Here is a 21,803-nt window from a genome sequence, read left to right on the forward strand (position 1 = left end):
AAAAAAGGGATGCGTGAGCAATCCCTTCTACGTCAATTCCGTTTTAACTTTTTCTTCAACTGCTGGACCTTCGGAACAACTTTCACAAACATGTTGTACATGAATGGCTTGTACACATGGTCAATTTCACCAATATACGTCGTGACACTTTCGTCTTCATCATTAAAGAAACTCTTTTTGAATGCATAGAGCCCGTCTTCTTCTGAATTCGTACTGAATATACCGCCTAGATCGTATTGAATCGCATCTTCTTCCAGTCCCCACTTCATCATTTCAAAATTCATCAAGTGGTTTGGATTCATGTTTCTTTTCACGTTGCTGCTGCCTGCGTATAAGTAATACATTTTACCGGAATAATTGATAGTTACTGCTGCCGCTAACTTGTCTTCCTCATGTGTCATCAAGTACACGCGTAAGCCGTCATAGTTGTCGCGCAGCTTAACGAAATACTCGTATGAACGCGTCGTAATATGATTACGTTCAGCCATCGTTTTATAAATCTCAAAAAAGTCTTTTAAGTATTCGTCTGAGCGGGACCACGAAGTCTCAACGCCCTTTTTAGCAGCACTGCGGACTAGGTTCCGTGTCTTTTTACGGAATCCCGCCATCAACGAATCCTCGTCTTTTCCTTCTAACGATACGATCATGTTCATCCTCGGCTGTATCAAGTCATCTTTTCCAGCATCGGTATTGTGCACCGTGTATCCAGCGTTTCTGTAAAGCTGATCAAGTGACTCATCATACACGACTTCCGGATCCATTTTTAATGCAAAGGCTTTATGTTTTTTCGCCAACGGCTCTGCTTCTTTCAGCAGTGCTGCGACTTTACTTTCGTCATACACATCACAGACTGGTCCGCGGGGGGCATATAACAGTGAATATCCTCCGGGCACTTTTTTGATGAGTAACGACATTGCAGCAGTGATTTCACCGTTTTCTTCTAAGTATACTTGTTCGTTTCCCCAGTCATCTTTGATGAACGACCAATTCAAGTCTTGAGTTAACGAACGATACGGGGATGACCGGACAAACGCATGATAGCGTTCGACATCGGCCGCGTTGTTTTTATCCAATATAGGCACTGATTTTGACACTCCTTAGTCATGACGCCCTCAGAAATTCAGGCGTAATCTACTGTTTGAAATCAGTTTTTCTTTTTGAAATACTGTTCAAATCGTTTGTAGTAATTGCGGTAATAATTATAAAGCTTCAATGTGCGGATGAGTGACTTATCCTGGTCATAGTACAGTGTAGACGCAGTTTTTCCTTCTTTGATGAGACGCTGTACTTTTGTTTTCAACTCTGGATCCATCGTATAGTTCACCAGCAGCTTTTTAGGTACAGCATGCCACAGCACTTCGTTGCGGCCATACTCGATTGGATTGTCGTGATGATAGACACGGTCTTCCACTAAGTATTTTGCCATATTGTAGCCATTCGCAGTCACAAAGAAACTGCTTCGTCCTTGACGGATGTTGAGTTCAAAGATTTTGAACTTCCTATCGCGCCGATCGTATTTCAAGTCGATGTTGGCGTAGCCTGTAAACCCGATTGCTTCTAAAAACGTTTTGTATTGATCATAGAGCTCTTGGTTTTCTTCGCCTACAATCCCGACGTAATTCCCGATTAATACCGGCGTATAATCCTCCAGGACAACATGACCCAAGCACATCATACGCACTTTTCCATTGCGGTCACAGTAAGCATTCAACACGCGCATCACTGTATCGTCGCCCGGAATATAATCTTGGATAATCAGTTTTCCGTCATATGAAGATTGATAGATGCGTTCAATTGCATCCACATACTCTTCCTTAGAGTGTAATACGTACGCTTTTTTCTTCCCTTCAAACTGCGCGACGAAATAACGCATACTATCCGAAGGCTTGACCACTACAGGGAAATCGAAAGGCAGCGGCTGCTGCGGATCCATTCCCTTCTCAAACATGACGGTATCAGGGTAGTCCAAGTTGTACGTTTCCGCCATTTCATAGAAGTTTTCTTTAAAAATGATGGCATCCATCATTTCTTCGTCTACGAATGGCACTATGTAATGAGGCTCTAATTTACTTCGGCTTCGCACTGCAAGTTCAACGTAATTTTCGTTACTCGCAATTAATAGCAGTTTGTCTGCTTGCTGCAGCAGCTCGTCTTTTAATGTAAGAAGACTTTTCACAAATGTCTCAGGCTGATCGAAATCAGCAAAAATCCGCTTGTCTACAATTTTACTATGCATCGTTGACAAAAGTTCTCCTTTTGTTGCAACGATACTGACAATCCCATATTGTTCGTGGAAAGCACGCGCCATTCCATAAGCATTATCGTCTGATCCAAGAATAACGGGGATGAAATCTTTTTTATGCATGGTGTTCCTCCATTCCAAGACAGCAAAAAAGCGTGCTGACACACTCTATCTAACTGTCCATACCTGTCACAAGTTTAGCTTACCCCCATTTGCAAGTCAAGAAACGCAAGGGGAGTGTACGCATTAAAAAAACCACTCTTCATGAAAGAGCGGTTTTGATCAATTATTCTCCAAGATCAACGTTGTGGTACACTTGCTGGACGTCTTCAAGGTCTTCAATGGCATCAATCATTTTTTCGAATTGCTCTGCTGATTCTGCATCGAGCTCTACATCATTTTGAGCAAGCATCGTCAATTCTGCAACTGTGAATTCTGTGATGCCTTCTGCTTTAAATGCTTCTTGGACATCGTGGAATGCAGTTGGATCCGCATAGACGAGAACTTGTCCTTCTTCTTCAGCAATGTCGTTCACATCCACGTCATGCTCCATCATGAGTTCCAGCACATCGTCTGCTATTTTCCCTTCGATTCCAAACACAGCAGTGTGATCGAACATGTAAGCAACAGAACCGCTGACTCCCATGTTGCCGCCGTTTTTACCGAATGCTGCCCGGACTTCAGAAGCCGTACGGTTCACGTTATTCGTCAGCGCATCGACGATGACCATCGATCCGTTCGGACCAAACCCTTCGTAGCGAAGCTCATCATAACTTTCCTCGCCACCGCCCTTCGCTTTTTCAATCGCACGCTCAATAATTGTTTTCGGAACACTATACGTCTTCGCACGCTCCAGAACAATTTTTAATGCTTGGTTCGATTCTGGATCCGGCTCTCCCTGCTTCGCTGCTACATATATTTCACGTCCGAATTTTGCGTAGATCCGGCTTGTGTTGGCATCTTTAGACGCTTTCTTTTCCTTAATGTTATTCCATTTACGGCCCATCGTGACCACTCGCTTTCTGTTTAGATGAATCAGAGGTTAAAATCCTTTTATTAGTATATCATGAGTGAATTCATTGCGGAAAGAAAAAACGTCGATTCTACTGCACTTGCAAGTCACAGAAAAGTGTGGCAAAGTAGTAAATGAAACAAGACAACTTCATCACTGACAATATGTAGGGGTACCGGTAAACCGGTTGAGATGCATGCGAGATGCAGACCCTTTGAACCTGATCTGGGTAACGCCAGCGGAGGGAACATATTCATTTCATAATGATTATGTGACGCATACTCCCGTTGTTTGGGAGTATGCGTTTTTTGTTGCAGTGTGAAATTCAGAAAAGGGGGATTTCATTGAAACGGATACTTACAGTTTTGTTTGCGGCTTCCTTATTAACTGCTTGTGGAACAGATAGTGACTCAAGCGCCTCAAAAGACAGCGGCAATGACAAGGTTAAGAAAGTCCACTTCGCGCTCGATTGGACACCGAATACAAATCACACCGGTTTGTATGTGGCACAAGAAAAAGGGTATTTTAAAGACGAAGGTCTCGATGTGGAAATTATGCTGCCTGGTGAAGCTGGAGCTGACCAGCTCGTTGCTGCAGAAAAAGCAGATTTTGGAATTGGTGCGCAGGAAGCACTGACTGAGGCACGCGCGGCTGGTATTCCAATAGTGTCAATCGCAGCTATCATACAGCACAACACTTCCGGCTTCGCATCTTTGAAAGAAAAAGGCATTGAGTCACCTAAAGACTTTGAAGGTAAAAATTATGGCGGCTGGGGTGCTCCAGTCGAGCAGGCTGTCGTCAAATCGTTAATGGAGAAAGATAACGGAGACGTAAACAAAGTGAAATATATCAACATGGGTTCATCGGACTTCTTTACTGCAATCCAACGTGATATCGACCTGGCATGGGTCTATTATGGATGGACAGGTATTGAAGCGGAGCAGCGGGGAATGGAACTTAATATTCAATATCTAAAAGATTATTCCGAGAAACTCGATTACTACACACCCATTATTACAACTAGCGAAAAAATGATTGAAAAAGATCCTGAAACCGTGAAAGCCTTTATGGCAGCTGCCGTAAAAGGGTATGAGTTTTCAATAGAACATCCGGATGAGGCTGCAGATATATTGAGCAAAGCCGTTCCTGACTTAGATCCTGAACTCGTCAAGAAAAGCCAAGAGTGGCTGTCTCCTAAATATCAGGACGACGCTCCGCGTTTCGGTGAACAGAAGCTCAAGACATGGGAAAACTATGCAGAGTGGATGAACGAAAACGAGTTACTCGATGGCGAGTTCAATGCAGAAGACGCATTCACAAACGAGTTCTTACCTAACTGAGGAGGCATACTAAATGGCTAATGCGCTTGTGAGTATTCAAATTATCCCAAAAACACCGAATGGTGAAGATGTTATTCCCTACGTAGATGCGGCAATTGAAGTAATCGACCAAGCGGGAGTACCCTACCAGGTTTCTCCGCTGGAAACGACAATGGAAGGCGACCTTCCGAACTTGCTGAGTATTATAGAAAAGATGAATACACGCATGACCGAACTCGGAGCGACGAGTGTCATTTCTCAAGTGAAAATTTACAGTAATCCTTCAGGTGCTTCAATGGACAAACTTACGGAGAAATACAGATGAGTACCGCAGTAAAAAAAGGATGGCGGCCGCTTGCGGTCTTCATCCTTTTACTCATCCTATGGGAAGGCATCGCGCGCGTACTCAGTGTTCCGTCTTGGCTGCTTCCGCTGCCCACCCAAATTGCCAAAGAGGCGTTTACAGGATATGCGCTCTTTACGCCTCATATCCTTTCAACAATTACACTTTCCGCATCTGGTTACCTCATTGGTATTTCAGTAGGGATTTGCGTTGCAATCTTGTTGTTCCGAATTCCAATACTCCAGCAAGCGTTTTACCCGCTTCTGATTTTATCGCAAAATATTCCAATCATCGTTCTGGCACCGCTTCTGGTTATTTGGTTTGGATTTGGGATGCTGCCTAAAATTATCGTCATTGTTTTGGTTGTCTTCTTCCCCGTCACTATTGCTGCGTTAGATGGTTTCAGGCAAACGGATCGCGATATGCTGCACTACTTAAAAATGATAGGTGCAAGCGACCGTCAAATATTTTGGAAGCTGCAATGGCCTCATTCATTGGCTTCTTTGTTTTCGGGGTTGAAGATTGCCGCTACGTATAGCGTCATGGGTGCGGTAATTTCTGAATGGCTCGGTGCGAACAAAGGAATCGGCGTCTATATGACACTCGCCTCTTCTTCGTTTAAAACGGACCGCGTCTTTGTAGCCATTGTCCTTATCATGATACTCAGCTTGCTCTACTTCGGAATCATTTTAATCGTTGAAAAGAGCTTATTGAAATGGCGCGGACAAGGAAGGAGTGAGTCAAATGGGACAACTAACACTTGAACACGTATCGAAGTCTTATGGACAAAACCACGTACTTGAAGACATTACGTTAACTGTGGACGAAGGAGAATTCGTCTCGATCGTCGGTCCTTCCGGAAGCGGAAAGAGCACCATTTTTCAATTGATTGGCGGTCTATTTCCACCTGATTCGGGGACAATCTCACTCGACGGAACTGTCCTTAATAATCGTCGTGGACATATTAGCTACATGCCGCAAAGTCCTGCGCTGTTTCCTTGGCGTACGGTCGTCCAGAATGTTGAATTGAGTGCAGAAATTTCAGGATTGAAGCCAGATACTCAAAAGACACTTGAGCTGATCCGCAGTGCGGGGCTTGCTGGGTACGAGGATGCCTATCCGAGTGAATTATCCGGTGGCATGAAGCAGCGGGTTTCCTTCATTAGAAGCTTGAACGCACCACAGTCCATCATCTGTCTTGACGAACCATTTTCCGCGTTGGATGAATTCACAAGGCTCGAGATGCAGACGTGGTTACTATCCATTTGGGAAACCTATCGGAAATCGATTCTTTTCATTACACATAATATCGACGAAGCGCTGTTCCTATCCGACCGAATTGTCATTTTGTCTGACAAACCCGCAATCGTCAAAAAAGAAATTACGGTTCCGTTTGAACGGCCCCGCTCTGAAGAACTGCTACTAAGTGAACCGTTTCTTACCCTAAAAAAAGAAATCTATACTAATTTGCGAAGCTGAACGTTGGAAATTCCTTACATGTTTAAGACCTCTTACTATTTGGGAAAAGAGGTATATAACGTTGTCGAAGGAGCGAAACCTATGAAACTTGGAAGAGTTGTTAAAACAGCTATTAAATGGGGACCTATTGTATTACCCGTGATTATGAAATTTGTTAGTGATAAAAAGCAAAAAGAACAGCCGCTGAAACGCAGACGCTAAAAGAGGACAAGCCACAACCTGGCTGTCCTCTTTTTCATTGATAAGAAACTAATTCTGGAGCAGTTCCGCAAGCAAGTGCGTGTACTTCAGCTCCATCTAACGTTTCTTTTGTATATAATTCATTCACTAAATTCTCAAATTGCTCAGCATGACCGCGAATAAGCTCTTCGGTCCGTGCTACGGCTACCTGAAAGAGTTCTTGCATTTTAAGATTTTTCTCACGTTCACTAAACGTCAATGTGAACCCATCTTGAAGCAAGCCCGTATCGACCATTCGTTCAATGATGTCTTTCGCTTGCTGCACGTCACCGCTTACTCCGATACTATGTTCTCCGAGATAAATTCGTTCCGCAATACCGCCGCCTAAAATCATACTAACCTGATCGAGGAGTTCGCTCGCGGTTTGCAAGTGCATCTCTTTTTGGATTGGCGCAACATACCCAAGCGCTTGACCGCGTGGGATGATTGTTGCTTTACGGACCGAATGCGGTTTCGTAATAGCAGCTATTAGAGCATGGCCTGATTCGTGAATTGCTACACGGCGTTTAGTCAGCGGGTCGTTTAAGCTGCGAGACGTATTGCCCAGAATTGTCCGATCAATCGCAAAATCCATGTCGCTCTTGTCGATTTCTGTACGGCCTTCACGAATCGCACGTTTACTTGCCGTTGTGAATAATGCACTGATTTGTGCCCCTGAAAAGCCTGAAGTACTTTCCGCCAGCATATCGAGTGAACTCGCAACATTCGGAGCAAGAGCTTTCCCTTTTGTATGGATGTCCATAATTTCTCGACGCCCTTGTGTATCCGGGAGCGGCACTTGGAATGAGTAATCGATTCGTCCAGGCCGTAAGAAGGCTTCATCGAGCATGTCTTTCCGATTGGTTGCAGCGATGAACAATACCCCTTCATTGTCTGCTCCGCCGTCCAGCTGTACAAGAAGTTCAGTGAGTGTTTTCTCTGATTCTTCTCCGCCATGCGCCTTCCGTTTACCTGCGAGCGCATCGACTTCGTCAATGAAGATAACCGCCATTTCTTGCTTCCGTGCATTTTGGAACATCGTACGGATTCTGGATGCACCGACTCCTACGAATAGTTCTGTGAACGCGGCACCGCTGGATGAATAGAATGTAGCTCCTACTTCATGAGCGATGGCTTGTGCGAGTAATGTCTTCCCTGTTCCTGGAGGCCCTTCAAGCAAAATACCTTTTGGAGCCTTTACACCAAGCGCTTCCGATTGTGTCGGATTCTTGATGATATTTAACGTTTGATGGATTTCGTCCTTCATCTCTTGTGATAATCCGCCGATATCGTCGAGTGTAATATCTGGAAGGGCTGTCTCTTTCGAAGCGCTATGCTTCATGGAAGACGCTCCGACGCCGAGTTTCCCTTTCCTTTGGAGGATGAAAAACGTCAGTAACGCTGCCAGCAGGAGTCCTCCTACTAAATAACCTGACCCATTTCCGCCTGAGTACGTATACGATACGTTATATGTTTTCACAAGTTGTTCGACCAGTTCACTTCCCGGCCGTACTTTCGTGACGAAGAGATCATTTGCTGTTTCTAAATAGAGTGCACCTGAAGACGTTTCTTTCAAAGTGGCTGCATCTACAGATGTAAGCTTTTGTTCTAATGCGGTGAAAGAAATAGGGGTTGCACGATGAGCATCGCTTGATAGCCAAAACAAAACGGATGCTGTTCCAATGACTAGGAGGGACAGGACGATAACCACTTTTGAAGTAGAGGACTTGATAAACTTCAAATTTCCCAGCTCCTTATTTAAGATATCTCCATTATAGGGAGTCCCCTTACAAAAAGACAATAAGTTATCTCACAATTTAGTGTCTATCTAGTGAACATGCTTTTTTCATTTTAATGTAAAAAAATCCTCAATTTAAAATGACTTAACTTGCACGTACATAATCAGCTGTTTTCAGCCCATACTGTCATTGTAATGCAAAACGATATTCGGGAGGTTTTACAGTGAAAGAGGACGTAAAAAAACAAGCAAATAGTACAATTAAGACGACTTCACAAGCAGAACAAAAAGCTGATCAATCCATCAAGAATATGAAAGAGGAAATTTCACTCGAATTGTCCGAGTTGGGAAACCTGGCACCTAAACACGAGCCCATGACCCCAAACCAGAGAGATAAATCCGAACGGGAGAAGCATTATTAAGACCGCTTAAGGAGAAGCCAGCGTCTGTTCAATTACAGGCGCTGTTTGAAGTGAGGACGAATGGCTTTAGACAATACACACAAACATTACCATTGCATTTTGAACTTTATAGCAGTAAGATAAATACATAAGCTGCATTGTACGTATTCCCATAAAGTTTTAACCTTTAAGCTGTAAAAGGGAGTTTTATATAGAACTGGAAATGGCAAACCAATCATTTTATGGTTGGACAGACAGGAATAGTTCTGCGAACACCCACTTTGAGGAGTGGTGGTTTAAAACTTTCTATGAATTGTAGTACGGCAAAGGCGGCAATAAAGAAAACGCACCCTCCCTAACGGAAGGTGCGTTTTTTTAGTTATTCAGATGAAAGTTATTTGACCCACTGGTGCGCAACGTCCGCTTCTGCCAATAAGCCGCATGTAAGCAAACCTTTCATGATCCCATCGTTCGAACACGTATCGGTCACGAGATCGGCTTTTTCTTTCAACTCAGGAATCGCATTTCCCATCGCAATCCCCGTTCCTACACATTCAATCATTTCAAAATCATTCGGTCCGTCCCCGAAAGCGTAGCTGTTCTCAACTGGGATATTGAGATGCTCTATCACTTTAAGGACTCCTACAGCTTTAGAGGCACCTTTAGGCAGCATGTCCACTGCATTTTCATTCCAGCGGATGAAGTCATAGTCTGGATAATGCTCCTGATAAGAACGGATATCATCCATATTGCCATAAAGTTGAATTTGATGAACAGGAGAATGGACAAAGATTTCGGAATCCACTTCTGGATATCCGATCTTTAGACTGCCCAGACTTCCTTCAACAAGAGGATGATCCGCTTGGTTCACCGCAAACATATCATGATTGGAATACGTGATTCCATGGCCATTTTCTTTGGCGAAAGAACTTAGTTCTGTAAGCAGCTCCGTGTTCATCGGATTGGAGAAAAGCTCTTCTCCTTCAAAGACAACGTGCTGACCATTCATAGAAATGTAGGAAACGAACTCTAGCTCAATCAGCAGTTCCCGAAACATTTTAGGAGCGCGTCCTGTACAAATGACCGTAATAATCCCTTTTCCCCGCAGCGCTCGTAACGCTTCTTTTGTAGATGATAAAATTGTTTTATCGTCACTCATTAACGTTCCGTCCAAGTCAAAAAACACGACTTTCTGATCTGTCAATTTAGTTCCTCCTATTCGAAACGAGCTGGTTCCAATACTTTTTCATTCAGCTCATCTTCATACCCCGTGCTTCAATTTAGCCATAGCCCGTCATAAGTTACAACTATTCCGTTTGAGGAGTTAAAACGGGGTTATTCTACTTTCCTAAGTACATAGTGATCCTTCAACGCTTGCTGCAACGAACTGTGCGTTCGAATCATTGAAAAATCCAACCCTAATTGAATCGATGTTTGCGCAATTTCAGGACGAATTCCTGTAATTATCGCTTTTACACCTAGCAAGTCAAGCACTTGAATGATTTCATAAATTTGGTTCGCTACCATTGTATCTATAATCGATACTCCTGAAAGGTCGATGAATAAGTTTGTAATGTCTTCTTCCATGCATTTAGTCGGAACAATTTCTAAAATGCTTTTGGCACGTTCGGTATCGATATCTCCCACTAATGGTAGAATGCCGAGAGTATCATTAATTTTAATAATAGGTGAACTCAATTCATGTATTAAACTTTGCTGAGCGTTCAGTCGGGAATTCATCAACGTGACATACATTTCAGAAAAGCCAGTGAGCAATTCGTCAAACGCTAAGTGGATGGTTTCCCCCCACTGCAAAATCACCGCAACGGGAACAGGTTCAATTTGCTGACCGACGAATCGTTCAATTTGACGCCAGAAAACTTTTCGCACACGGCTGAGGGCATCGACTACTTCAGAAATCCCAGTGTTTGAAGCGAGACGGCTCTTCGCAATCAGTTCCGACCATTCTGCTTTTTTCTCATCAAAATTCCCCGATGGGCCGAGTAAACTGCTGGCAATGGTTCGGTTTGTTAAATTATTCTGTTCTCGCAATGTTTTTTCTGCTTTAGCTCCTGCACCACTTGCATAGATTGAAGCTTGCCCCGGGTCGCGCAAAGCAAGCCAGTCATTCGTTATCGCTTCAATATGGTCTATTAAATAGTCATGTAATTCTTTGTTCCAATCTATCATGCTCAACTCTACCCCTATCTGATAATCGTATGTACTCAAAAATGCCTCATCTAAGTTTACCTCATTTCCACTTTTTTTGCAGAAAAAAGCCGAAGAGCGCGCTCTCCGGTCTAGTAATTATTTGTTCAATACTTTCACTTTTACTGTTTTTACGCCCCATGCCATAGCCGAATCCTGACCGGGGATGAATACATCAATTTTGTTTCCTTTTATGGCACCGCCAGTATCTCCGGCAATGGCTTCTCCATAACCTTCGACCCAAACCCGTGAACCAAGAGGAATGACGGATGGGTCGACCGCAATGACTTTCAAGTTAGGATTGGCCCTTAAGTTGATGCCGATTTTAGTCGTTCCTGAGCAACCCGTACAATAGGCCGTATAGGCTGTAGCCCGCATCGTCATCTCTCTGCCTGTTTGGGAAGAAACTGGGGTGGTTGCTTGTGCTGACGCTGTTTTGGTTTCAGATGGCGGCTGCACTGCTGGCTGCGCTGTTTTACTCGTATTTGTGTTTGTCTGAGGTGGTTTGGTGGCTGCAGGTTTTGCTGCAAGTGTTTTGGTTTTCATCAAGTTTGTCGTTGAGCCTGGTGCTTCTATCGAGACATTTAACTGATCCCCCGGCCGTATTAAATCACTCGTTAACCCATTCCACCCCATGAGGGATTGCACAGATATGGAATGGGCCTTCGCTATACGAAACAAATTATCTCCTGCCTGAACTGTGTACGTAAGGGCAGGCTGTTGTTCTTCTAATAATGGGTTATCTACAACCAACTCTGTCGCGATTGCAGGTTGGAAAGGATAAGCATCCCGTCCTTCTTTCAATTCCGTCTTATCTGTTGTCAGCGAATCATTCGACTCGGCAACGACAGGCGATGCCAGCATAAAAATTGCCAGCAAGAAAATCATGGCTTGTACGATCTTTCTCAAATGAGTTCCTCCTTCAATGATTAAAAGTTCCGCGTCTCTAATTAGCAAAAAGCTTGGACGCTGTTTGTCAGTCTCTCCACTCGCAACCTTTTTAATCATTCATTTGAGAATTGACTAGTCTTCAAACTCAACAAAAAAAGAGCAGCTCTGTAAGTTACAAGAGTCTGCTCCTATGCATCTCGATTAATGATTACCATTTTAGAGAGTGCAGCTTATCGATTAAAGCCGTTTGACTCCAACCGCTGATCGGCCATGTCCGAATGTCTTCAGTCAATTCGGTTATAGTTCCGAACCCTTTAACAAATCCATTTAAACGCGCAGCAAACGTTGAGTCGATTAGCATGTCTTGGTCGGGAAATAAGTTTTCCATTTGCTCCAGAGCTTTTGGATATCGTTTCAAGTAATACTTTTGATGGCGTTCATCTGCAGGAGTAAATGTCTTAAATGGTTCTACTTCCGTTTCAATCGATTCACCAAGAGCTGCTTCCATCTCCGGTTGAATGCGTTGAATAGCGGCGAGCTGCTTGTCATCCTTGTACCGTATTATGGATGAATACTGGCGGCCTTTATACGCATCCCGATTCGGATAATGGTTCTTCCAGAATACGCGCAGTAAGTCTTCGTAAGCGATTCGATCAGGATTAAACACCACTTCCACCGTTTCGGTGTGGTCTCCCATTTCCTTGTAAGTCGGATGTTCAGTCGTGCCGCCAGCGAATCCAACGCGGGTTCTTATAACGCCCGGGATACTGCCGAATCGCGCTTCCGGTCCCCAAAAGCAACCCATTCCAACAATCAAGGTCTCTTCAAGATGCTCATGCAGACCCTTTTCCAGATCTGTAATAATCAGCTGTTCCGTCATGGTCTCACCTCTTTTGATATACTGTACCCCTTTTTAAGTGGGGGTATCTCAAGTTATGGAAATAAAGTTAAAAGACTCTCTGGGCTTCTTGGACACATTTGGGGGGTTGTCCGACATTGGGGGTGGGTTGTCCGACACTCGACATGGCTTCTCCATCACAAGTGGAATTTTCTCCGACATTACGCTGAGTTTCTCGATAACGGGACACAATCCGGCATGGATAAGGGATTTATTGGCAGCGCTTGGCTTAATATAAAAAACCTGCACGTATACCAACTGTCTTTGGCATGCGTGCAGGTCTCCTAGTTAAAACATTTTGGTCGTCCAAGTTTCGCCGTTCCAGATTTTATTGACGACCCCTTCATAAAAGTCGGGTTCGTGGGAAATGAGGAGGACGCTTCCTTTGAACTCTGTTAATGCGCGCTTTAGTTCCGCTTTGGCATCGACATCCAAGTGGTTGGTTGGCTCATCCAGCACAAGCAAGTTGGTTTCCTGGTTCACCAGTTTACACAAACGGACTTTCGCACGTTCTCCACCGCTTAATACTTTCACTTTACTCTCAATATGCTTCGTCGTCAGGCCTACACGAGCAAGCGCTGCGCGCACTTCATATTGCGTAAAGTGTGGGAATTCACTCCAGATCTCTTCCAGGCACGTTTTGTCACTATCCGACTTCATCTCTTGTTCGAAATAGCCGATTGCCAAATGCTCACCGCGCTCCACTGTACCAGACAATGCAGGGATTTCTCCAAGCAAACTTCTCAACAATGTTGTTTTACCGATTCCATTTGCACCTGATAATGCGATTTTCTGGCCGCGTTCCATGGAGAGATCCAATGAGCTGGATAACGGTTCGTCGTACCCGATCACGAGCTGATTTGTTTCAAACAAATATTTACTCGGTGTCCGTGCTATTTTGAAATCGAAATGCGGCTTTGGCTTTTCTGAATCCAGTTCAATCATGTCCATTTTGTCGAGCTTCTTTTGACGGGATTGCGCCATTTTACTCGTCGCCGCGTTCGCTTTGTTTCGTGCAACGAAATCTTTCAGGCCGGCAATCTCTTTTTGCTGCTTTTTATACGCTGCTTCGACTTGCTGTTTCTTCATCTCATGGACACGTAAAAAGTCATCGTAATCGCCAGGATATCGTGTGATTTGCTGATTCTCCATATGATAAATCAAGTTGACAACACTATTCAAAAACGGAATATCGTGCGAAATGAGGATGAATGAACTTGGATAGTTTTGCAAATACGTGCGCAGCCATTCAATATGCTCCACATCCAAATAGTTCGTCGGCTCGTCCAACAGCAAAATATCCGGCTTCTCTAAAAGCAATTTACCGAGCAATACTTTCGTACGCTGTCCACCGCTCAAATCGTTCACATCGCGGTCTAGTCCAAATTCATCCAATCCTAGGCCATTTGCGACTTCTTCCACTTTCGCATCTAAAATATAAAAGTCATGCTGCTCAAGATCGTCTTGAATTTGACCCGTTTCTTCTAAAATCGCTTCCAGTTCTTCCGGATCGACTTCGGCCATCTTTGCAAACAAATCGTTCATTTCACTTTCCATATCATACAAATATTGAAACGCAGTCCGTAACACATCGCGAATCGTCATTCCTTGCTTCAGCGCAGCATGCTGATCTAAATAGCCAACACGCGCACGTTTTGCCCAAGACACGGTTCCAGCATCGGGCTCCAATTTCCGCGTAATTATATTCATAAACGTCGATTTTCCTTCACCATTTGCGCCGACAAGCCCAATATGCTCGCCCGCCAACAGCCGGAACGACACGTCTTCAAAAATTGCACGGTCTCCAAAACCATGACTCAAATTCGTAACTGACAATAAACTCATGATGTACACCTATTCTTTCTTCCCAGATTCAAGTGAAACGACGGTCTCCCTCATTTCACATCTATTCGTTATCATACTAAAAACAAAGAGTCACCGCCACCTTCTCAGCAAAAAACGCCTCTATTCATAAGAGACGTTTTCCACTCAGCCTAGGTCATGACCTGTCACTAAAATATATCCGATCAGAAACACATTCAAAATGATGATGACGACTGTACTTGTCCATGCCAGAATCTTGATAGGCATAGAATTCACAAACTCGCCCATCCTTTTCTTATCACTTGTAAATCTGACAAGTGGAACCACAGCAAAAGGAAGCGCCAAACTCAGTATGACCTGACTCCACAATAGCAATTCTCCTGTACCTTTAGAACCTGCAATCCACGTGACGATGAAAGCAGGAATGACCGCTAACAAGCGAGTAATCAGCCGGCGCAGCCAAGGAGTGATCCGTAACTTGATGAACCCCTCCATCACAATTTGACCGCTGATTGTTCCTGTTATGGTTGAATTCTGACCAGATGCAAGGAGCGCAACCGCAAACAATGTACTTGCGATACCGACCCCAAGCGTTGGACTGAGCAAGTGATACGCTGCTTCAATTTCAGTGACATCCAGTTTTGTTCCATAAAACGCAGCCGCACCAAGAATCAGGATCGCTGAGTTTATCAAAAAAGCTACAGATAATGAAAATCCGGAGTCGATCAACGAAAACTTGATGGCCTCTTTCTTTCCGGCTTGAGTCCGTTCATAATTCCGCGTTTGCACAATCGAGGAGTGTAAATAGAGATTGTGCGGCATGACCGTTGCACCCAAAATCCCAAGTGCGATGAACAGCATGCTTGGATTGGTGACGATTTCTGTTCTAGGAACGAATCCTGCAAACAGTGCAGAAACTTCAGGTTTGGATGAAATCACTTCAAACACGAACACAACAAAGATCGTTGCCATCAACACAATCACGATAGACTCGATAATGCGGAACCCTTTTCTCTGTAAATAGAGCAGGAGTAAAACATCCAAAGTCGTAATCGCGATTCCCGCTAATAACGGAATCCCGAACAATAGATTTAACGCGATTGCCGAGCCGATGACTTCCGCTAGATCGGTTGCAATAATTGCTAATTCTGTGATGATCCACAAAAAGATGGACATCTTTTTACCGACAGAGGCACTCGTTGCCTGAGCTAAATCCTTACCTGTTACAATTCCGAGCTTTGCAGACAACGACTGCAGAAGTACGGCTATTAAATTTGAAATCAGAATGACACTTAACAGCAAATAGCCGAAACGCGCACCGCCCGCAATGGATGTCGCCCAGTTTCCGGGATCGACATAACCTACTGCGACAAGGGAACCCGGACCGGCAAATGCCAGCAGCTTACGCCAGAATCCTTTTTTGTTTCGGACATCGATTGTACTATTGACTTCTTCCAGACTCACCCCTGAGCTTTGTCGAAGCCAACCATTGTTTTCATCACTCATGAGCAGCCTCCTAACTATCTTTCCCTTGTGCAACTTTTAAATTACAATAAGGAACTCACTTTTAATATTTTATAGCATACTACGATTTTTCTAGATGTAAATTACTTTGCTTGAATGTTCGAAATCCGTAAACAAAAAAACCGTTCAGATTAGTCTGAGCGGTTTCTTTACTATCTATTCCAATCAGGCTTGTTTTTCAACACTTTCCAAAGTCTTCTTATGAAGGACATGCTGTGTGCCCCACTCGTGCATGGCTTCCAATATCGGACTCAGCGTTCTTCCATAGTCTGTCATCGAATACTCCACTTTCGGCGGAACCTGCGGATACACAACACGTTGGATAATGTCTTCTTCTTCCAATTCACGCAGCTGTTTCGTCAGCATCTTCTGCGTAATTCCCGGCATACTCCGTTTCAGCTCACTGAATCGTTTCGTTCCCTCATGAAGTAAATATAAAATGATGACCGGCTTCCATTTCCCTACTACGATTTCGAGCGCTTCTTCAACTCGACATTGAGACACTTCATCTTTCATATTTACTCCCCCTGACGGTATCTTTTAGGATACTATACCACTTTAAAGTGCGTACTTCCATAAAGAACAGCGGCTGACTATACTAATAGAGAAGTGAAGCCGGCCATTTAAAAGCCCTTTACGTAAAACTAAGGAGGAATTCATCTTGTCACAAACCTTTTTGAAGTCCGTTGAAAACCGCCGTTCTATTTATGCCATCAATAACGAAACGATTCTATCCGATGAGAAATTGGAAGGACTTATCCAGCATGCCGTGAAGCATACACCCTCTGCATTCAATTCGCAGACGGCGCGTGTCGTTGTACTTTTAGGAGAACAAAACAAACGTCTATGGGAAATCACGAGTGATACGTTAAAGAAAATAGTGCCTGAAGAGAATTTCGAATCGACTGCACAGCGCATGACGATGTTCGGCAGCGGATACGGAACAATCCTTTTCTTTGAAGACATGCAAATCGTCGAGAACTTTCAGGAACAATTTGAGGAGTATAAAGACAATTTCCCGACATGGTCACAGCAATCATCCGGTATGGTCCAACACGTCATCTGGACGGCATTGTCCGATGAAGGATATGGTGCAAGTCTGCAACATTACAATCCATTGATTGACGATGAAGTGAAAGCGGAATGGAATCTGCCTTCTTCTTGGAAACTCATGTCGCAAATGCCATTTGGAAAGATAGTCGCGCCTGCGGGAGAGAAAGAATTCCAGCCTGTTGAAGAACGGATGCGTGTATTTAAATAAGAGATTCTTCTTAATACAACAGAGAACACACGTGACTTGTGTTCTCTGTTTTTTTGTTTTCTATAGATTGCGCAGTTTCTTTGCAGTTCCCTTAACAAATTTTGTATAGGGGGACTGCGGCATCAGACTCATATTCGCTTCCGCGATATTAATGAGCTTCATCGCATTGTTTAAATCCCCCAGTTCTGCTGCACAAAGAGCAGCATACGCATCTTTCTCATAGTATATTGACAGATCGAAGGGGTGATGCAAGTCATCACTGATGACGACTTGTCCCAAAAGTTTCCACGCTTCTTCATAATGTCTCATGCCATACAGTGCTTTTCCACGTTCCAGAAGAACGAAATTCAAGAAAAACTCTTCTTCGGAGGGCAATTCCTCGATGGTATCGAGTTTGCTCATCGCCTTCGCATAATCATGGTGAAACGAATTCAACTGGTGGATCCGAATTATTTTTGTGTACCAGATTGCGTGCTTATCTTCTGCGAACTCCCCGTATTGTATAATCTTCCTTTCGTAATGCGACAGCATCTCCTCATCCCCATCGATGACCGCCCGATATGCAGCCACCCTGTACAATTGACCTGTCTGATAAAAGATGAGCTCCTTCTTCGAGTACTCGATTGCTGCATTCATCACTTTCGTTCCTGCTTCTGTATCGTTCACTGCAAATCGTAAAATCGCTTCATATGTATCCAAATCCAGCTTAGTCAATGGATCAATGTAGCCGCTTTTTTCTTCGACTTTCGCCCGTTCTCTCATCAGCCACTCTAAAGACTCTTCATAGCGGTGCTCGGTGAATAGCACCAGCGCCTGGAAGATCCCTACTGCTGCCCGCCGCGGAATGATATTAAGACCATCGTAAATAGCGGAAGCTTTTTCTACAGGTTCCTGCCAATTCTTATGCTTCAAATTGAACGCAAGTCTGCCATAGATCTCAAGCAATCGGCCCGATTCGTACCCTTTCGAAAGCTTGGACAGAATCGGTTCAATCATCTTCACGGCTTTCGCATAGTCCTCCTGGTTTTCTGATTTATACAGCCGCTCCGCTTCATCAAGCAGCGTACGAAGTTCACTTCCACTCACTTCTTCCCACAATTCCGAAACGTCCACCTGGAGCCGTTTTGCCAAGTAATTCAAGTTCTCCATAGAAGGGTTTGCTTTATTATTTTCAATCAGACTGAGCATGCCTTTTGTCATCTGCTCACCTGCGCAGGCTTCTAACGTCATTTTCCGTTCTTTCCTAAGCGCTCTAATCCGCTCTCCTAATGTCCTCATAACGCTTCACTCCTGAAACAATCATTTAGTTTAATTATATTAAACTTCTTCTTGAATTGGAAGAGTCTTCATGCTATTATTTGTTTAATCAAATTAAACTATCTGAATGGAGTGACTGTTTTGAATGAAACCGCTAAAAAGTTGAAGCGTGCAACTTATCATTTGTGGACCTTTACTGCGAGTAAGATGATTAGCGCATTCGGAGCGCAAATCTATGCATTCGCAATCAGCTTCTATATTTTACAGCTGACTGGTTCTGCCACGAGTTTTGCAGCGAACCTCGTTTGCAGTATTTTGCCACGCACACTTTTGGGGCCATTCGCCGGCTATGTTGCAGATACGTATTCCAGAAAACAGATTGTCATTATAGCTCAGATTGCTTCTTCCTTGGCAATCCTTGGACTTCTTGCCGTCAGTTTGACGTATGGGCTATCTTTGCCTGCTATTTACGCGACAACCGTTGTCCTGTCTATGGCGTCGACATTTTCTGGTATCGCGTTCACCTCTTCAATCACGGGACTGGTCGATGAAGACCGGATCCAAAAAGCGATGTCTTTGAACCAAATGTCGATTTCTTTTGCCGCGATCGGCAGTCCGGCAGTCGGAGGCCTGCTCTATGGAGCGGTTTCAATGCCGGTGTTCCTGATCCTTTATGCCAGTGCTTCTGTCTTTGCTGTGTTGCTGGAATCAACGATGGATTTCAATCTATTCGCCAAGCGTAAAGCGAAAGAAGAAGGAGCACCGAAAGAAAAAATGCTCGACAGCATGAAGGCCGGATTAGCCTATGCCCGAATGCAGCCGTTATTGATGGCGATGATTTGGGTCGCCCTTCTCGTCAACTTCCTGTTTGGCGCAGTTTCGGTCGGCTATTCGTTCATCCTCATCGAAAAGCTGAAAATGCTTCCGACCCATTTCGGACTGGTCGAAGGAGCGATGGCGGTCGGTATGCTTCTCATGTCTATCTACTTGGCGGCCCGCAAACCGTTCACTTCGCCGATCCTTGTATCCAAATGGGGAATTGCGGCACTCGGACTTGAAATGGGACTCATCTCGGTGCCGCTGCTGATTCTTCTGCCGTATGGCGGCATGTTCACGTTTTATGTGACGATTTCGTTCATCAGCGGTGCCTTAGGACCTCTTATCAATACCCCTTTGCAAGTCTTTATGATGAAACTGATTGAGGATGACTACAAAGGACGGGTGTTTTCCATTTTGGAAACGATGGCGATGGCGCTTATGCCGCTTGCGATGGTTCTCTTCGGATTTCTGTATGATATCTTGCCTGCACCTTGGATTTTAATCACTTCTAGCGTACTCCTAATTGTCACGGTATTCGTCTTGCTGCGCGCGTCTGTCATTCGCCAAGTGACGGGGACTGTTCCCTTAGCGGGAGTCGAGCAAGCTATAATCGATCAATGAAGATCGGACAAAGAAAGAGCCGACAGAAAAAGGGATTCTCCTTTCCTGTCGGCTCTTCACTTAGTTCACAAGCGTTACTTCTTCCACATTACTTCCATCTGGGTCCATCTTATATAATCTGTTATCCGGGCGTCTTTCCCCGAATTCGTGATCGACCACGAAATACACTTTTCCGTCTGCTCCGTAAATTGGGTATTCTGCATAAGCGTGCAATTCGGTGAGCTGATTGATGCTTTGCGTCTCCCAATTATACGAAAACAATTCGTATTCATAGATTCCTTTCGAATTGGTTCCCGCTATCGCTTGGTATACGAGTTCCGAACGATCTGGAATAAGTACAAAATCATAGAGATCCTGCGTATCCTCAGGAATACTGATGACCAGCTGACGATTCGGATTTACTAAAGGAATTTTAAAAACGCGTCCCTTCGTTTCAATGACCACTTCATCAGTTTCGGCATCCACATCGTCATCCATTTGAATATAAATCGATTCGTCTTCACTGGACACTTGAAGGGAGGCCATACTGTATTTGTTCAATTCGGTATGTTGTTCGTGCTCACCACTATCCAACTGATAGCTGTGCACATCAAAGTCATACGGATATAAGCTCGCCCCGGGTGAATAGGGAGAGAACTGAGCCGCTTGTAAGTAAAATAACCGATTTTCATCTTTTGGGTCAATTACCAGTTCCATTACGATGGCGTCTCTTGTAAAAAGGACTTCATCCTCCCCTGATTGGATATCCACTTGATGGAGTGAGCTGGTACTCTCCGCATTCAGCTCTTTGTCTGAATTTACATAGAGCACTGTCTTCCCATCAGGCATTATCGTTAAATCTTGAATGGATTGGTCCGCAGGAAGCTGTACAACTTGTCTCACTTGATCGGATTTCGCATAGAGTGTCGGTTTGCCCCTTTCGTATTGGACATACGCAATAGCGCCATGTTTCGAAACGTCAAATAGTCCAGTCAGTCCTTGCTGTTTTTCTTCATCTGGAATGCTATATGCAAAGCCAAGCAACAAGCAGGTACCAGTCAGGAGTACAATCACGCATGTGAACAGAGCCGTTTTTTTCAAAGTATTCCCTCCCCTGCAGCTAGTGACTTCCATAGTAGCATGAGAACAACTGGAATCAGGATCTGTATAGCAGCAATACTATACGCCACTTTTGTACGCTGTATCTTCAATGCCTTCATTTGAATGATATAAACAATTCCATACACCCCAAGCGGAACGAATAACTTCCAAGTTTCACTGTTTCCCTCTTCACTGAACAGATAGAATATGTATACGAAGTACAGCGTACCTGCTGATAGAGCGATTCCAATCGTAATCGTAAATCCATGTAATACTTTGGCGTTCGCAGACGGTTCTCGAACCAGACTTGTAGCATAAATTCCTATTACGATTCCCGCCACCAACAGATAGCCAATGATTGATAGAATAGATGAATAAGGGCGCAGCATGCCTAATGCAAGAAACGTTCCATAACCGACAGAAAGTGTATTGAGCACTAGAAAAGTATTCATCACACTACGCCGGTTCATCCAACTTTTTGGATGTGTAGAGCTAAATAGAAGTGCGGAGCCCATCACAATACTGATAAGCAGCCACCCCATATAGGCATCTCCCAGGGTGAATAACTGAAGCAAGTACACACTATACGTAAAAAGAAGAGCGAAGATAGATAGGAAGAACGGCAATTTTACAAAACTAGACACCATGTATGGACCCCCACAATACG

Annotated in this window: 21 protein-coding genes and 1 riboswitch; of the genes, 7 read left to right on the plus strand and 14 right to left on the minus strand. The window is 44.1% G+C overall.

The window, feature by feature from the left end; translation table 11 throughout:
• Positions 1-32: 32 nt before the first annotated feature.
• The 3 genes from QT716_RS12600 to QT716_RS12610 all read right to left on the minus strand — a co-directional run bounded on the left by QT716_RS12600 (position 33) and on the right by QT716_RS12610 (position 3,248).
• Positions 33-1,082 carry a lipid II:glycine glycyltransferase FemX gene (locus QT716_RS12600; RefSeq protein WP_317936428.1) on the minus strand — a complete coding sequence of 350 codons (1,050 nt, stop codon included), beginning with the start codon at positions 1,080-1,082 and terminating at the stop codon, positions 33-35.
• A 62-nt stretch (positions 1,083-1,144) separates the two neighbouring features.
• Positions 1,145-2,365: a carboxylate--amine ligase gene (locus QT716_RS12605; protein ID WP_317936429.1), complete on the minus strand. Its 1,221-nt coding sequence runs from the start codon at positions 2,363-2,365 to the stop codon at positions 1,145-1,147.
• A 163-nt stretch (positions 2,366-2,528) separates the two neighbouring features.
• Positions 2,529-3,248 (minus strand): YebC/PmpR family DNA-binding transcriptional regulator, encoded by a 720-nt coding sequence (locus tag QT716_RS12610; RefSeq protein WP_317936430.1) that lies wholly within the window; start codon positions 3,246-3,248, stop codon positions 2,529-2,531.
• Between the two features lie 164 nt (positions 3,249-3,412).
• Positions 3,413-3,518, plus strand: a riboswitch (TPP riboswitch).
• Between the two features lie 80 nt (positions 3,519-3,598).
• Between QT716_RS12610 and QT716_RS12615 the strand changes: the two genes are divergently transcribed.
• The 4 genes from QT716_RS12615 to QT716_RS12630 are packed head-to-tail and all read left to right on the plus strand — an operon-like array spanning position 3,599 to position 6,395.
• The gene (locus tag QT716_RS12615; RefSeq protein WP_317936431.1) at positions 3,599-4,594 is read left to right on the plus strand and encodes an ABC transporter substrate-binding protein; all 996 of its coding nucleotides are present in this window, start codon (positions 3,599-3,601) and stop codon (positions 4,592-4,594) included.
• A 13-nt stretch (positions 4,595-4,607) separates the two neighbouring features.
• Positions 4,608-4,898: a thiamine-binding protein gene (locus QT716_RS12620; RefSeq protein ID WP_317936432.1), complete on the plus strand. Its 291-nt coding sequence runs from the start codon at positions 4,608-4,610 to the stop codon at positions 4,896-4,898.
• A complete protein-coding gene (locus QT716_RS12625) occupies positions 4,895-5,680 on the plus strand; it encodes an ABC transporter permease (protein ID WP_317936433.1) in 786 nt (261 codons plus the stop codon). The genes QT716_RS12620 and QT716_RS12625 overlap by 4 nt, the downstream gene beginning before the upstream one ends.
• Positions 5,661-6,395 carry an ABC transporter ATP-binding protein gene (locus QT716_RS12630; protein ID WP_317936434.1) on the plus strand — a complete coding sequence of 245 codons (735 nt, stop codon included), beginning with the start codon at positions 5,661-5,663 and terminating at the stop codon, positions 6,393-6,395. The genes QT716_RS12625 and QT716_RS12630 overlap by 20 nt, the downstream gene beginning before the upstream one ends.
• A gap of 235 nt (positions 6,396-6,630) precedes the next feature.
• Here QT716_RS12630 and QT716_RS12635 read toward each other — a convergent pair whose 3' ends face one another.
• On the minus strand, positions 6,631-8,355 hold the full coding sequence (locus QT716_RS12635; protein WP_317936435.1) for an AAA family ATPase: 1,725 nt from the start codon (positions 8,353-8,355) through the stop codon (positions 6,631-6,633).
• A 221-nt stretch (positions 8,356-8,576) separates the two neighbouring features.
• Between QT716_RS12635 and QT716_RS12640 the strand changes: the two genes are divergently transcribed.
• On the plus strand, positions 8,577-8,774 hold the full coding sequence (locus QT716_RS12640; protein WP_317936436.1) for a hypothetical protein: 198 nt from the start codon (positions 8,577-8,579) through the stop codon (positions 8,772-8,774).
• A 373-nt stretch (positions 8,775-9,147) separates the two neighbouring features.
• On the opposite strand, the gene QT716_RS12650 is transcribed toward QT716_RS12640, so the two are convergent.
• The 7 genes from QT716_RS12650 to QT716_RS12680 form a co-directional block, all read right to left on the minus strand.
• A complete protein-coding gene (locus QT716_RS12650) occupies positions 9,148-9,957 on the minus strand; it encodes a Cof-type HAD-IIB family hydrolase (RefSeq protein ID WP_317936437.1) in 810 nt (269 codons plus the stop codon).
• 131 nt (positions 9,958-10,088) lie between these two features.
• On the minus strand, positions 10,089-10,943 hold the full coding sequence (locus QT716_RS12655) for an STAS domain-containing protein (protein WP_317936438.1): 855 nt from the start codon (positions 10,941-10,943) through the stop codon (positions 10,089-10,091).
• Between the two features lie 117 nt (positions 10,944-11,060).
• Positions 11,061-11,870 (minus strand): 3D domain-containing protein, encoded by an 810-nt coding sequence (locus QT716_RS12660; protein ID WP_317936439.1) that lies wholly within the window; start codon positions 11,868-11,870, stop codon positions 11,061-11,063.
• Positions 11,871-12,060: 190 nt separating this feature from the next.
• Positions 12,061-12,732, minus strand: coding sequence for a peptide-methionine (S)-S-oxide reductase MsrA (msrA, locus tag QT716_RS12665; RefSeq protein WP_317936440.1), 672 nt, complete (start codon positions 12,730-12,732; stop codon positions 12,061-12,063).
• A gap of 306 nt (positions 12,733-13,038) precedes the next feature.
• Positions 13,039-14,595: an ABC-F family ATP-binding cassette domain-containing protein gene (locus QT716_RS12670; RefSeq protein ID WP_317936441.1), complete on the minus strand. Its 1,557-nt coding sequence runs from the start codon at positions 14,593-14,595 to the stop codon at positions 13,039-13,041.
• Between the two features lie 144 nt (positions 14,596-14,739).
• On the minus strand, positions 14,740-16,080 hold the full coding sequence (locus QT716_RS12675) for an Nramp family divalent metal transporter (RefSeq protein WP_317936442.1): 1,341 nt from the start codon (positions 16,078-16,080) through the stop codon (positions 14,740-14,742).
• Between the two features lie 183 nt (positions 16,081-16,263).
• Complete coding sequence (locus QT716_RS12680) at positions 16,264-16,614, minus strand: winged helix-turn-helix transcriptional regulator (protein ID WP_317936443.1); 351 nt, start codon at positions 16,612-16,614, stop codon at positions 16,264-16,266.
• Positions 16,615-16,756: 142 nt separating this feature from the next.
• Here QT716_RS12680 and QT716_RS12685 point away from each other — a divergent pair, with 142 nt between their 5' ends.
• Positions 16,757-17,359 (plus strand): nitroreductase family protein, encoded by a 603-nt coding sequence (locus tag QT716_RS12685; RefSeq protein ID WP_317936535.1) that lies wholly within the window; start codon positions 16,757-16,759, stop codon positions 17,357-17,359.
• A gap of 60 nt (positions 17,360-17,419) precedes the next feature.
• Here QT716_RS12685 and QT716_RS12690 read toward each other — a convergent pair whose 3' ends face one another.
• Positions 17,420-18,637: a helix-turn-helix domain-containing protein gene (locus QT716_RS12690; RefSeq protein ID WP_317936444.1), complete on the minus strand. Its 1,218-nt coding sequence runs from the start codon at positions 18,635-18,637 to the stop codon at positions 17,420-17,422.
• A gap of 120 nt (positions 18,638-18,757) precedes the next feature.
• On the opposite strand from QT716_RS12690, the gene QT716_RS12695 reads away from it, so the two are divergent.
• Positions 18,758-20,056 (plus strand): MFS transporter, encoded by a 1,299-nt coding sequence (locus QT716_RS12695; protein ID WP_317936445.1) that lies wholly within the window; start codon positions 18,758-18,760, stop codon positions 20,054-20,056.
• 60 nt (positions 20,057-20,116) lie between these two features.
• Here the strand turns inward: QT716_RS12695 and QT716_RS12700 are convergent, their stop codons facing one another.
• Both QT716_RS12700 and QT716_RS12705 read right to left on the minus strand, forming a co-directional pair.
• Complete coding sequence (locus QT716_RS12700; RefSeq protein ID WP_317936446.1) at positions 20,117-21,136, minus strand: TolB family protein; 1,020 nt, start codon at positions 21,134-21,136, stop codon at positions 20,117-20,119.
• Complete coding sequence (locus QT716_RS12705) at positions 21,133-21,783, minus strand: hypothetical protein (RefSeq protein WP_317936447.1); 651 nt, start codon at positions 21,781-21,783, stop codon at positions 21,133-21,135. The genes QT716_RS12700 and QT716_RS12705 overlap by 4 nt, the downstream gene beginning before the upstream one ends.
• Between the last annotated feature and the right edge of the window lie 20 nt (positions 21,784-21,803).

Origin of the sequence: Sporosarcina aquimarina (assembly GCF_033253705.1) — a bacterium.
In the GTDB taxonomy this organism is placed as follows: domain Bacteria; phylum Bacillota; class Bacilli; order Bacillales_A; family Planococcaceae; genus Sporosarcina; species Sporosarcina aquimarina.